This is a genomic window from Petralouisia sp., assembly GCF_056822245.1.
Window position 1 is genome coordinate 159,707 of the sequence record NZ_JBQIOP010000001.1, and the last position, 12,582, is coordinate 172,288.

Consider the following 12,582-nt stretch of genomic DNA (forward strand, 5'->3'; position numbering starts at 1 on the left):
GGTTACCCCCACATTATTACCGTTATTATTTCTGTTTCCCGGCTTTTTGCCGCTATTGCTATTGCTTCTGCTTCCTGGCTTTCCGCCGTTCTTCCATAAGAATTGCCCTGATTTTCTCTTTGGCTTCCGGGGACAACTCCTTATCCTTGTGATGCTTCACTTCATTTCCCGGCTCTGCCGCCATTCCGTATTTCTCTAACGCGGTGCTCCTTACAATGTTCATGGACTTTGGCGCATCCACCAGAATGTGCAGATTATTGGAACTTCCTCCGGTAAACACCACTTTGACGTCATCTCCAACCAGTAAGTACTCGCCTGCCTTTACTGTTAATTTCAGCATGGGAACCTCCTTGTTTTTTGTTCCTGCCGCACGATGGATAACTTCTATTTGAAACAACGGCAGAACACTCACTTCCTGATGATTTTTTGGATGCAACAGTTTCTATCAAACTGTTGCATGGACCCAAAACCCCTGAGAAACAGCGGGATTTTGAACTATGTCAGGGAAAATTTTTTGAAAATTATTAAAAAGAGAGGTTAAGTATGATTGAAAAGAGCCGATATTATCTGTGTAAAATAAAAATGCAACAAATTGATAGAATTTGTTGCATTTTTCTATACTTTTTTTCCATAAAATGGTTCAAAAAGCTGCTATTTTGCTTTTTTAGTTTACAAACATTCTATTTTTCCAAATCCTCAAAAAAATACTTGTCATCTCTGATTCTCCATGGTAGACTAGTACTAAAATACCAGTATCATACAAAAATACCATACGTCAATTTGAATGATACGGTTTCATATTCTACAAAGGAGGTTAAAACAACCATGCTGGAAAAACGCAGAAGCCAACGAATTCCCATTGATGTTCATCTTCACATCTGTGATTTGTACAGACAGGATGTTTCAGGCATCCATCATTTGGAAGTCCCACTTGTGCTGACTCATATTTCTGAGCATGGCGTCGGATTCATTTCAGAGAGTATCCTTCCGCCGCAATGCCAATTCCATGCCTGCATTACGCTGGGAACAATGCCAGGATTTTTGGTTACATTGAATATTATCAACTGTTCAGCTGCGGACCACAGCCATTATGCATATGACTGTGAATTTATTGAATTGGAAGATTCTTTCCGTGCTTTAATCCGGGAGCGTTTCAAGGACAGCGAGAACCCGGAGAAAACGGAACACGCAGAGTTTTTTACTTTTTTTGGAAGGGATAAACCTGCAAGTCTGAATATATCCCTATAACCCAGACCCTTTTTTGGCAGACTCCGTTCACAAAATCTGTCTTGCATAACTGCCGGAAAAGAAAATCCCCGCATATATACTGTGCTGTTAAAAATCACAATATATATGCGGGGATTTATTTATCTCCAACTAAATTTCTGTAAAACTTCTGTATCTCAGCTTATCTTATAGATTGCCGGAAACCTTTTTACCGTTTTACCAGCAGGGATTTTCCCGTCATCTCCTCTGGCTGATCCATGCCCATAATCTCAATTAAGGTAGGCGCAATATCTGCCAGGCAGCCGCCTTCGCGCAGCGTATAGCTGTCGTCATAATTAATCAGGATAAAGGGCACCGGGTTAATGGTATGCGCTGTAAAGCTTTCTCCTGTGTTGTAATCAATTAACTGTTCTGCATTTCCGTGATCGGCGCACAGGAACATTACGCCGTCCACTTCTTTCAGGGCCTCCACAGCCCGGCCCACACAGGCGTCCACTGCTTCCACTGCCTGGATGGCTGCCGCTTCCACGCCGGTATGGCCTACCATATCCGGATTTGCAAAGTTAATGATAATTACATCATACTGATCGGATTTGATGGCTTCCACCAGTTTATCGCATACTTCGTAGGCGCTCATTTCCGGCTTCAGGTCATACGTCGCCACTTTGGGAGAATTGACAAGAATTCTCTTTTCCCCTTCATTGGGTTCTTCTACGCCGCCGTTAAAGAAGAAGGTAACATGGGCATACTTCTCGGTTTCCGCAATTCTTGCCTGGGTCTTGCCATGGTCTGCCAGGAATTGTCCGAATGTATTGGTCAGTTCCACTTTATGGAATGCCACTGTCTTATTGGGAATGGTCACATCATACTCTGTAAAGCAGATGTAAGTCACCTGTTTCCTGGGGCCTCTGTCAAAACCGTCAAACTCATCCATACAGAAGGTTCTGGAAATTTCCCTTGCGCGGTCCGGCCGGAAATTGAAGAAAATAATGGTGTCTTTATCTTCTATGGCTGCAACCGGTTTGCCGTCTTTTTCCACTACTGTGGGAACCACAAATTCATCGGTTACATCTTCTTCGTAAGATGCAGCCACCGCTTCCACCGCATTGGCTGCCCGCTTTCCTTCACCGTAAGCAAGGGCTTTGTAAGCAGTTTCCACTCTGTCCCAACGGTTGTCACGATCCATCACATAATAACGTCCCATCACTGTCGCAATCTGTCCAACGCCGATTTCCTGCATTTTGCTTTCTAACGCTTCCATAAATCCTTTACCGGAGGTTGGAGAAGTATCGCGGCCATCCAGAAAGCAATGCACATATACCTTTTCAATTCCTTCCCGTTTTGCCAGCTCCAACAGCCCGTATAAATGGGTAATATGACTGTGTACGCCGCCGTCAGACAACAGTCCGTATAAATGCAGGGAAGAATGATTCTCTTTCACATTCTGAATTCCCTTCAGCAGCGCTTCATTTTTAAAGAAATCTCCATCTTCAATTTCCTTGCTGATTCTGGTTAATTCCTGATATACAATCCTTCCTGCACCCATGTTCAAATGGCCTACTTCGGAATTGCCCATCTGTCCGTCCGGCAATCCTACCGAAAGACCGCTGGCATAGCCTCTGACGAAAGGATAATCTTTCATCAGGCCGTCAATGTTGGGGGTATTAGCCTCGTAAACTGCATTTGCTTCATGTTTTTCATTCAACCCAAATCCATCTAAAATCATTAATACTGCAGGTTTTTTACTCATAAGATTTTCCATCTCCCTTTCTCTCTTTAAAATGATATTTCATTCTCAAGGCTCCTCCCGGCTTCTTGAGTTTGGCTATTCCTGGTTTTGAGCCGGGGACTTTTCAAGGCAAGGCCTTCAGGGCTCCTCCCGGCTTCTTGGGTTTGATCATTCCTGGTTTTGCGCCGGGGACTTTTCAAGGCAAGGCCTTCAGGGCTCCTCCCGGCTTTCCCTGTTTTGTTTTTTCTTGGTTTTGCGCCGGGTCCCTCCTCAAGGCAAATTATATCACAACCGAAAAGAAAAATACAATTAATTTCATGAATTCTCCAGCCGTTCCCTGCTGAAATGGCAAAATGCGGCTTCCGGCAATGAATATTCACTGCCAGAAGCCGCACAGGGTTTTATAGCTTATCTGCTATTTCGCCATTTCAGCCTTCAAAGCCTCTGTCAAAGCCGGAACAACTTTATGTAAGTCCCCAACTACGCCGTAATCAGCTACATCAAAGATTGGAGCATCTTCATCTTTGTTAATTGCGATGATGATATCTGCTTCTTCCATACCTGCTACGTGCTGAATTGCTCCAGAAATACCGATTGCAAAATATACATTGGGGCGAACTGTTTTACCAGTCTGTCCTACCTGTAAATCTACCGGCTTCCATCCGTTTTCTACAACTGCACGGGAACAGCTTACGGTTCCGCCGATAACATCTGCCAAATCCTGCAGCAGCTTGAAGTTCTCTGCGCTTCCAACGCCGCGTCCGCCGGAAACCAGAATCTTTGCTTCCATGATATCTTCGGTTTCTTTTACAGCTTTTACCACATTCAGGATTTCCACATATTTGTCATTGGGAGCAAATCCTGGATTGTATTCCACTACGTTTGCTTTTGCACCCTTAATCGGATCGATTTTCTGCATAACGCCGGGACGTACGGTTGCCATCTGAGGACGGTTGTCCGGACATGCAATAGTTGCGATTGTGTTGCCGCCAAATGCAGGACGTGTCATAAGCAGCTGATTGTGTTTCTGCTCATTTTCTTTACCCGGCACCGGATTCAGCGGGAAGTCGCCGATTTCAAGTACGGTACAGTCTGCAGTAAGACCGGTTTTCACTCTTGCAGATACACGGGGCCCAAGGTCACGTCCGATTGCAGTAGCGCCTACTAACATAATTTCCGGTTTATACTCATTGATCACAGAGGAAAGAGCATGTGTATAAGGCTCTGTTCTGTACTCTTTCAATTCCGGATCATCTACAACGATTACTTTGTCAGCGCCGTACTCTGCCAGCTGATCTGCCAAATCCTTCACGCCGGAACCAATCAATACTGCTGTTACATCTGTGCTTAAATCTTTTGCCAAGTCTTTCGCTTTGCCCAGTAATTCAAAAGCAATTCCACTTAATACATTGTCCACCTGCTGTGCAAAGACATATACTCCTTTATATGCTTCTAAACCCATTATTTTCACCACTTTCCTTATTTTTACGGATATTCGCAATCCATCTGATTCGCTCTTTCGTGAGCTTTTGAACTTTTCTTTAGATTACGTGTTTCTCTTTCAATTTACCTGTAATATAGGCAACTGCATCTTCGGGTGTATCGGGAACCACTTTTTCTCCGGCGCCTTTTTTCACTTTGTCAGATGCCTTTGCAATCTTTGTGGGTGATCCTTTTAATCCAAGGTCAGAATCATCTACATCTTTCAAATCTGCCCGGCCCCATACAGTCACTTCTTTGTCATAAGCATCAAAGATTCCGCCCGGCGTCATATAACGCGGCTCGTTTAACTCGGAAAGAGCGGTAACTAAACATGGCATTTTTGCCTTTAATTCATGATATCTGTCTTCATACTGACGCTGAACCACTACATAGTCCCCGTCAATTTTGATTTCCTGTGCATAGGAAATCACCGGAATATCCAGATGTTCAGAAATCTGAGGCCCAACCTGTGCGGTATCGCCGTCGATTGCCTGACGTCCGGTAATAATTAAATCATATTCCAGATTCCGGATTGCTCCTGCGATTGTGGTAGAGGTAGCCCATGTATCTGCGCCTCCCAACACTCTGTCTGTAACAAGGATACCTTTGTCTGCACCCATTGCCATAGCTTCACGGAGAACTTCGTCTGCTTTGGGAAGTCCCATGGTAAGTACAGTTACTTCTGCACCATACTGTTCTTTTAATCTAAGGGCTGCTTCTAACCCGGCTTTGTCATCCGGATTCATAATGGTGAGCATTGCGCCTCTGTCCAGAGTACCGTCTGGATTGAATTTTACTCCGCCTTTGGTATCTGGCACCTGTTTTATACATACAACGATTTTCACGGTAATTCACTCCTTATGTTTTATTTTTGCGGCAAAGTTCCCGGCTTCCTTCACAGGGACGGCCGTTTTGCCTGCCACGGCATATTGAGATTTATAATCTTTGGCTTTCATCCGATGGACGGCCATTTCTTTTGTCACTCAACACAGCTGAATGATATTTTATTTCAGCAATGCGCCGGAAATAACCATACGCTGAACCTCAGAAGTTCCTTCATAAATCTCTGTGATCTTAGCGTCACGCATCATACGCTCTACATCATATTCTCTGATATATCCGTATCCGCCGAAGAGCTGAACGCATCTTGTTGTTACGTCCATAGCAACCTCTGCTGCAAATAATTTTGCCTTTGCCGCTTCTACAGAGTAAACCTTCTGAGTTGCTTTTGCCATAGCTGCTTTGTAAACCAGAAGCTGCGCTGCTTCAATCTTAGCTGCCATATCTGCCAGCTGGAACTGGGTATTCTGCTGTGCAGCGATGGAGCGTCCGAACTGTTTTCTTTCTTTGGTGTAAGCAACGGTTGCCTCCAGTGCGCCCTCTGCAATACCAAGAGCCTGAGCTGCGATACCGATACGTCCGCCGTCCAATGTATGCATTGCAATTGGGAATCCTTTGCCTTCCGGCCCCAGCAGATTCTCTTTGGGGATTCTGCAGTCTTCAAAAATCAATTCATATGTAGCAGATCCGCGGATACCCATTTTCTTTTCCTTGGTTCCGAAGGAGAAGCCCGGAGTTCCTTTTTCTACAATAAAGGTGGAGAAGTTCTTTTTCTTTCTTCCTCTCCTGTCCTCCACTACGCTTGTGATAGCGATTACGATATAGATATCAGCCTCTTTGCCGTTGGTGATAAAGCATTTGGAGCCGTTTAATACCCATTCGTCGCCGTCTAATACCGCTTTGGTCTGGCATCCCTGTGCGTCGGTGCCTGCGCCCGGCTCTGTCAGGGCAAATGCGCCTAACTTCTCACCTTTTGCAAGAGGCGCAAGATATTTCTGCTTCTGCTCTTCGTTGCCGTATGTCATAATAGGATCGCAGCAAAGGGAGGTATGAGCGGATACGATAACGCCTGTAGTGCCGCAAACCTTGGATAATTCCTCTACGCACATAATGTAGGTAAGAGGATCGCATCCCTGTCCGCCGTATTCCTTGGGAATTGGAATACCCATGAATCCTATTTTCTGCATTTTTTCTACGGTTCCTCTTGGGAATTTTTCTGTCTCGTCAACTTCCTGAGCAAGAGGCTTTACTTCATTTTCAGCAAACTCTCTGAACAGAGTTCTCGCCATTTCATGTTTTTTATCTAAAGAAAAATCCATGATACTTTTCCTCCAAACTTTCTTTTATTTTATGGAATGGGACTGCCGCATTCAGACGAATCCAATGCGGCAGCTCCTCACATTCAATACAGTGCAGGCCAAAGCCTGCTGAGGCCGTGCCTTTGTCAATATGTATTATTTGCTGTAATCATAGAAACCGATACCGGTTTTCTGTCCCAGCTTACCTGCACGAACCATTTTCTTTAACAATGGATGCGGACGGTATTTGGGATCTCCTGTCTCATCATACAAAACGTTCATAATTGCAAGGCAGATATCAAGTCCAACCAAATCTCCTAAAGCCAGAGGTCCCATCGGATGATTTGCACCCAGCTTCATAGCAGTGTCAATGCCTTCTACAGAAGCAACGCCGTCTGCATAGATGCCAACTGCTTCATTAATCATAGGAATTAAGATTCTGTTTACTACAAATCCTGCAGCTTCATTTACTTCTACCGGAGTTTTGCCGATTTCTTCGGAGATTTTAACGATTTTGTCTTTCATTTCGTCCGGTGTGTTCTCACCTTTGATAACCTCAATCAGCTTCATAACAGGAGCCGGGTTAAAGAAATGCATACCGATGACCGGTCTGTCAAGTCCTGCGCCAATCTCTGTGATGGAAAGAGAAGAAGTGTTGGTTGCAAACATGCAGTCTTTCTTTACGATCTCCTGCAGTTCTTTGAATGTCTGCTTTTTAATATCCATTACTTCCAATGCTGCTTCTACGATTAAATCGCAGTCACCGCAGATTTCCTTCGTTCCTGTAGTGATTTTTGCAAGGATTGCATCTGCTTTTGCCTGATCCATTTTGCCCTTTGCAACTCTCTTCTCGAATCCTTTTGCAATTTTGTTCTTGCCATTTGCAGCAAATTCGTCATTAATATCGCAAAGGCATACTTCATATCCTTCTGTCTGTGCAAATGCCTGTGCAATTCCGGAACCCATGGTTCCTGCTCCAATAACGCCAACTTTCATGATAGTCCTCCTTAAATTATTCTACAGGATACCGGAGCAGAACTCCGGTATCCATATTAGCTTTCTCATTTTCTGGTATCAGCAAAAATATACCGATTCCATAATCTATGAACATTTCTGCCCTCAGGCAGAATCGAAACAGCAGGATTTAGTCTCTTTCCACGATGGTGGAGCATCCCATACCGCCGCCGATGCACAGAGTTGCAAGACCTTTCTTTGCATCGCTTCTCTGCATCTCATGTAATAATGTAACAAGGATACGGCATCCGCTGGCTCCTACCGGATGTCCAAGTGCAATTGCGCCGCCGTTTACATTTACTTTGCTCATATCAAAGTTCAGGTCATGAGCCACTGCAAGAGACTGAGCTGCAAATGCTTCATTTGCCTCTACCAGATCCATATCGTCAATGGTCAAGCCTGTCTTTTCGAATACTTTCTTAGTGGAAGCAACCGGACCTACACCCATGATGGAAGGATCTACGCCGCCAAGAGCGCCTGCTACGAAAGTTGCCATTGGCTTCACGCCAAGTTCTTTGGCTTTCTCTTCGCTCATAACAACTACTGCCGCTGCGCCGTCATTGATGCCGGAAGCGTTTGCTGCAGTCACGATTCCATCCGGTTTGAATGCCGGGCGTAATTTGGAGATGCTTTCTTTAGTTGTTCCCGGACGGGGACCTTCGTCTGTATCTACGATCACTGTTTTCTTTTTCTGTTTTACTTCTACAGGAACGATTTCATCTTTGAACTTGCCGTCATTGATTGCCTTCTCGCATTTCTGCTGTGAAGATGCTGCAAACTCGTCTAACTGCTCTCTGGTCAGTCCCCACTGCTCTGCTACGTTTTCAGCGGTAATTCCCATATGATACTGATTGAATGCATCCCACAATGCGTCATTTACCATGGTGTCTACCAAAGCAGCATTGTTCATTCTGTATCCGTAACGTCCCTGCATAGCTGCATAAGGAGCCATTGACATATTTTCCATACCGCCTGCTACGACGATATCAGCATCGCCTGCCTGGATCATCTGAGCAGCCATATTTACACAGTTCAAACCGGAACCGCAGACTACGTTAACGGTAACTGCCGGTGTCTCGATTGGCAAACCTGCATTGATGGATGCCTGACGGGCTACGTTCTGTCCCAAACCTGCCTGAATAACGCATCCCATGTATACATGGTCAACTTTATCTGCCGGAACGCCTGCCCTGCTTAATGCTTCTTTGATAACGATAGATCCCAATACCGGTGCCGGGGTTGTGCTTAAAGCCCCTCCCATAGTTCCGATTGCGGTACGGCATGCGCCTGCCAAAACAACTTTCTTTGCCATTTTCTTCGTCTCCTTTTTAAATATAGTGTATCGCGAAAATATTTTGACAAAATCACCAAAATCAATGTTATTTTTTTAACAATCTTTTGCCAAAAAAAGGAAAACAGGCTGTTGGCATTTTTCATGATGCCAGACCCGCAAAGTACTTTTGCTGATTCCCGTTTTTCCCGTATTTTCTTCTCTCGATAAGTGTATCCTAGCACATTTCCGTGTAAATTGCAAGAATTATCTTGCCTGCCCTATCCCGCTGCCTTTTTGTCTATCTTTGTTATATTTTTGTCATTCTTTTCGGCCTTTTTCCCGAAAAAAAGAGGCAGTCTTTGTATATATTGCACAAAAACCGCCTTTCCTTATTCTGCCATGTCTTTTCTATGTATTAATAAAATACATGATTGCCAATGACGGCGCCTGGAATGGAACCGTCATTCCGTCTGAAATACAGACAGCTGATGGTAATATTTCCGCCGAGCACCTCGCCTGCCGCCTGGGTACAGCTCTGGTTGGCTCCTTTTGCCAGTACGGAGGCAAACCGCCCGCTTGCCACCGGAGAAAACTGTCCGCTCTGATAGATGACTCCCGCCACTGAATTGGGAAAATGGGAGCTGCTCACACGATTCATCACAACGCTTCCCACTGCCAGTTTTCCTTCATAGCTTTCTCCACCGGCCTCGCACTGAATCAGTGCAGCCAGAAGCGCAATGTCGGAAGCGTCGCTGCTTGGGGCGATCTTCCCGCCTCCTGCCGAATCTTTCTGCTTCTGTTTCATTTCCGCTTCCTGCCGTTTGATCTCTTCCAGTCTCTTTGCGTCTTCGGCTGCTTTCTGGGCCTCCAGTTCTGCTTCATAGGCTTTCTGCCGCTCAATCTCCGCTTCATAAGCCTCCACGTCAGCCTGGGCGTCTGCAAGCTGTTTTCTGGCAGCGCTCAGCTTCTCGGAAGTGCTGTCCACCAATACGGCCAGCTCCTGTTTCTTTTCTTCCTGCTGCGCCTGCAGATCTGCAAGCTGCTGTTCCTGCTCCTCAAGCTCCTGTTCTTTTCCTGCAATTTCCTCTTTCGTAGCCCGGTATTCTCCAAGCATTTTCCGATCGTAATTGTGAATATTTACAATATATTCCCCTTTGTTCAGAAAATCTGCAAAATTCTCTGCGCTCAGCAGCACTTCTATCATTCCCTCCATGTCCATTTCATACATGAACCGGATTCTCTTTTTCATGGCCTCATACTGTTCCTGCTCTTTCAGCCTGGCCGCTTCCAGGGCAGCTCTGGTCTCCTCCAGACTGATTCTGGTACTGCTTAGCTGCTCTTCTGTTTCATTTAACCTGGCAGCGGCCGCTTCCAGACTGCTGTTGAACGCTTTCAAATCTCCTTCCAGCCCTCCCGCTTTGTCAGAAAGGCTGTCCGCCTGACTTTTTGCTTCCTTTTTCTGCTGCTCTAAATCTTTGATTCCTTCCTGGACTTTATCAATTTTCCCCTGGGTTGCAAAAACTGCCAGATTGGAGAAACAGCACAAAAGGAAAACCAACGCCAGAATTCTTCCTGCTTTTTTCATGGCATCCTCCAGTATCTCAATTTTCGCTCCTTTGTAAACTGCTGATAAAATTTTATCACACTGTTGTCTGTAAAGCAATGCAGAAATTATCCCCTGACAGTCTTTGCCAATCGCTGATTTTATCCGATATAAAATACAATTACAGTTCGTAACAGGATTCGGAGGTGTTTTCGTGCAATACGTAAAAATCAACCATTTAAAGCCCGGCATGCGTCTCGCCCGGCCTATTTACAATAAAAAGGGAGTTATGCTTTTTGAACGGGAGACCCGTCTGACCCGCCAGGGAATTGCTAATATCGAAAATTTCGGTCTCTGGGGCGTTTACATTTTAGAGCCGGCAGAACCGGCGCCGCCTTTAAGCGAAGAGGACATTGAACTGGAGCGTTTTCTCACTGTTTCCACGTTCCGTCTGAAAGACGATCTTGCCCTGCTTACCAACAACATGGCCCCTCAGAACCTGACAAGTCTGGCACAGACCATCCTGAGGGATTTCGGTTCCCTGGAGCATAAGATTAATTTTGCCAAAAATCTGCGCAGCAACGGCGATTATGTTTACAAACACAGCCTGAACACGGCGATTCTGTCTGCCATGATGGTGCACAGGCTTCACTACTCTTACGGAGAACAGCTTGCCATCGTATGCGCCGCCCTTCTTCACGATATCGGCCTTTTACTGGTTCCCGATGAGATTCAGGAAAAAGGCGACGCCCTGCTGTCTCCGGATGAACGGCGTCTGGTCAGGGGCTATCTGGAAAAGGGCTATCAGCTTCTTCACCCGGATTACAACGATTATAAGCTGCCGGAGCTTACGCTTCAGCTTGTGGGGCAGATGACAAGGCTAGAGCACAATGTCAAAATTCCCCTGCAAAAGAATATCCGCTGGCGAAACGGCACCCATGTGCTTCATGTGGCAAGCATGTTTGATGAACTGACTTCCATGAATCTGGACAAAGAGCCGGTTTCTGAAATCCGGGCGGTGCGTTTTCTCCGGGAGCATCCGGACTACTATCCCGCCCCCTTTGTGGCTGCCCTTACCCAATGTGTCCATATCCTTCCGGGGGGATGCTGCGTGGACTTCTCCAACGGGCAGAAAGGTATTATCATTGAAGAAAATGACAAGAATTATGCGCAGCCTGTAGTAATTCTCTTTTCGGATAACCGGCGCATTGACTTTACCGACGCCAGGTTCCAGAAAACCATGCACATTTCAGATGTGATGAAAACCATGGATCTCCGGCTGAAGGTGGATCAGGAAACTTTGAAAAAATATGCCAGCGATCCTAAGACAAAGGAGACGGCAAAGCGGTATCAGGAGAAGCGGAGCAAGATTCTGGCCGCAGGAAGGGTTTTGTGATTTTTAAAGGGGGCCGCCGCATTAAGAAGTAAACATACAAATATTGTATCTTGTATATTTATTTCTTAATGCCACAGCCCCATCAATTACTTCTTGAGATGATTATATTTTTCTTATTTTCAATACATTATTCCAAATGCTTTGCAGCTCTTCATTTATATTTTACTATTAAAAAATTCTTGCGTAACTTGCAATTGTTTATTTAATATTTCCCTCCACATATGAGGACGAATTTCTCCTGAACCTTTTGAAACCTTAGTCAATTTGATATTACCATCATCATTCATTTTCCGATAGAAATAATGATCTGTATCTTTATATAGCTCCCATCCATCCCTATCACAAAATCTCTTTAGTTCTTTCCATCTTGGCACTGTATCATATCTCCTATCTGTTCTGGATTGTCAATAATCAATGCTTTAAAAATGTAAGGGATATGTTTCTTTCTGTTTGGACTATGTGAATACATTTCGTACTCATTATAATAATCCAGAGCATATTCAAATATAGCTTTCCCCATATTCAGACGGACTTCCTGTTCATCTTTTCCGTTTTCTATAAGATCAATTTCATTAAGAGACAGTGTAACAGAACCATCATCTTCTATATATTTTAATGCTGTAAACTGATAAATCTGCAAAATATCAGACATTGTTTCCAAATTAGAAAACCACATTTTATCTCGTGTGCGCTTGATAAATTTAGGTTTTTCATGAATAACACTATCGCAAACCGCACTCCATTTTTTTCTGACAGCTGTAGCCTGTTCCATCAACATAT

At 44.8% G+C, this 12,582-nt stretch carries 12 protein-coding genes; 2 read left to right on the top strand and 10 right to left on the bottom strand.

Translation table 11 applies throughout. From position 1 onward, the window contains the following. Positions 1-58: 58 nt before the first annotated feature. On the bottom strand, positions 59-340 hold the full coding sequence (locus ACTO17_RS00730) for a carbon storage regulator (RefSeq protein ID WP_482556515.1): 282 nt from the start codon (positions 338-340) through the stop codon (positions 59-61). A 203-nt stretch (positions 341-543) separates the two neighbouring features. Between ACTO17_RS00730 and ACTO17_RS00735 the strand changes: the two genes are divergently transcribed. Beyond that, a complete protein-coding gene (locus tag ACTO17_RS00735) occupies positions 544-1,248 on the top strand; it encodes a hypothetical protein (protein ID WP_482556516.1) in 705 nt (234 codons plus the stop codon). A gap of 187 nt (positions 1,249-1,435) precedes the next feature. On the opposite strand, the gene gpmI is transcribed toward ACTO17_RS00735, so the two are convergent. The 7 genes from gpmI to ACTO17_RS00770 all read right to left on the bottom strand — a co-directional run bounded on the left by gpmI (position 1,436) and on the right by ACTO17_RS00770 (position 10,448). Beyond that, entirely contained in the window at positions 1,436-2,977 is a 1,542-nt protein-coding gene (gene gpmI / locus ACTO17_RS00740; RefSeq protein WP_482556517.1) for a 2,3-bisphosphoglycerate-independent phosphoglycerate mutase, read from the bottom strand. Between the two features lie 394 nt (positions 2,978-3,371). Further along, positions 3,372-4,418 carry an electron transfer flavoprotein subunit alpha/FixB family protein gene (locus ACTO17_RS00745; RefSeq protein WP_172535969.1) on the bottom strand — a complete coding sequence of 349 codons (1,047 nt, stop codon included), beginning with the start codon at positions 4,416-4,418 and terminating at the stop codon, positions 3,372-3,374. A gap of 79 nt (positions 4,419-4,497) precedes the next feature. Next, positions 4,498-5,283, bottom strand: a complete 786-nt coding sequence (locus tag ACTO17_RS00750) for an electron transfer flavoprotein subunit beta/FixA family protein (RefSeq protein WP_172535968.1) — start codon at positions 5,281-5,283, stop codon at positions 4,498-4,500. 159 nt (positions 5,284-5,442) lie between these two features. Further along, positions 5,443-6,597, bottom strand: coding sequence for an acyl-CoA dehydrogenase (locus ACTO17_RS00755; RefSeq protein WP_172535967.1), 1,155 nt, complete (start codon positions 6,595-6,597; stop codon positions 5,443-5,445). Positions 6,598-6,732: 135 nt separating this feature from the next. Beyond that, positions 6,733-7,572: a 3-hydroxyacyl-CoA dehydrogenase family protein gene (locus ACTO17_RS00760; protein WP_172535966.1), complete on the bottom strand. Its 840-nt coding sequence runs from the start codon at positions 7,570-7,572 to the stop codon at positions 6,733-6,735. Between the two features lie 148 nt (positions 7,573-7,720). Further along, on the bottom strand, positions 7,721-8,902 hold the full coding sequence (locus tag ACTO17_RS00765; protein WP_482556518.1) for an acetyl-CoA C-acetyltransferase: 1,182 nt from the start codon (positions 8,900-8,902) through the stop codon (positions 7,721-7,723). Positions 8,903-9,278: 376 nt separating this feature from the next. Next, a complete protein-coding gene (locus ACTO17_RS00770; RefSeq protein WP_482556519.1) occupies positions 9,279-10,448 on the bottom strand; it encodes a cell wall hydrolase in 1,170 nt (389 codons plus the stop codon). A gap of 172 nt (positions 10,449-10,620) precedes the next feature. Here ACTO17_RS00770 and ACTO17_RS00775 point away from each other — a divergent pair, with 172 nt between their 5' ends. Next, the gene (locus ACTO17_RS00775; protein WP_172535963.1) at positions 10,621-11,802 is read left to right on the top strand and encodes an HD-GYP domain-containing protein; all 1,182 of its coding nucleotides are present in this window, start codon (positions 10,621-10,623) and stop codon (positions 11,800-11,802) included. Between the two features lie 155 nt (positions 11,803-11,957). Here ACTO17_RS00775 and ACTO17_RS00780 read toward each other — a convergent pair whose 3' ends face one another. Both ACTO17_RS00780 and ACTO17_RS00785 read right to left on the bottom strand, forming a co-directional pair. Continuing rightward, positions 11,958-12,176, bottom strand: coding sequence for a type II toxin-antitoxin system HicA family toxin (locus ACTO17_RS00780; RefSeq protein ID WP_172535962.1), 219 nt, complete (start codon positions 12,174-12,176; stop codon positions 11,958-11,960). Further along, entirely contained in the window at positions 12,155-12,580 is a 426-nt protein-coding gene (locus ACTO17_RS00785; protein ID WP_172535961.1) for a hypothetical protein, read from the bottom strand. Before ACTO17_RS00785 ends, ACTO17_RS00780 begins: the two co-directional genes overlap by 22 nt. Positions 12,581-12,582: the final 2 nt, after the last annotated feature.

What these genes read in the sequence shown, in the direction of transcription:
- ACTO17_RS00735 (WP_482556516.1), top strand. Translation starts at nt 544, where the DNA reads ATGATTGAAAAGAGCCGATATTATCTGTGTAAAATAAAAATGCAACAA.
- gpmI (WP_482556517.1), bottom strand. Translation starts at nt 2,977, where the DNA reads ATGAGTAAAAAACCTGCAGTATTAATGATTTTAGATGGATTTGGGTTG.
- ACTO17_RS00765 (WP_482556518.1), bottom strand. Translation starts at nt 8,902, where the DNA reads ATGGCAAAGAAAGTTGTTTTGGCAGGCGCATGCCGTACCGCAATCGGA.
- ACTO17_RS00730 (WP_482556515.1), bottom strand. Translation starts at nt 340, where the DNA reads ATGCTGAAATTAACAGTAAAGGCAGGCGAGTACTTACTGGTTGGAGAT.
- ACTO17_RS00755 (WP_172535967.1), bottom strand. Translation starts at nt 6,597, where the DNA reads ATGGATTTTTCTTTAGATAAAAAACATGAAATGGCGAGAACTCTGTTC.
- ACTO17_RS00785 (WP_172535961.1), bottom strand. Translation starts at nt 12,580, where the DNA reads ATGTTGATGGAACAGGCTACAGCTGTCAGAAAAAAATGGAGTGCGGTT.
- ACTO17_RS00745 (WP_172535969.1), bottom strand. Translation starts at nt 4,418, where the DNA reads ATGGGTTTAGAAGCATATAAAGGAGTATATGTCTTTGCACAGCAGGTG.
- ACTO17_RS00760 (WP_172535966.1), bottom strand. Translation starts at nt 7,572, where the DNA reads ATGAAAGTTGGCGTTATTGGAGCAGGAACCATGGGTTCCGGAATTGCA.
- ACTO17_RS00770 (WP_482556519.1), bottom strand. Translation starts at nt 10,448, where the DNA reads ATGAAAAAAGCAGGAAGAATTCTGGCGTTGGTTTTCCTTTTGTGCTGT.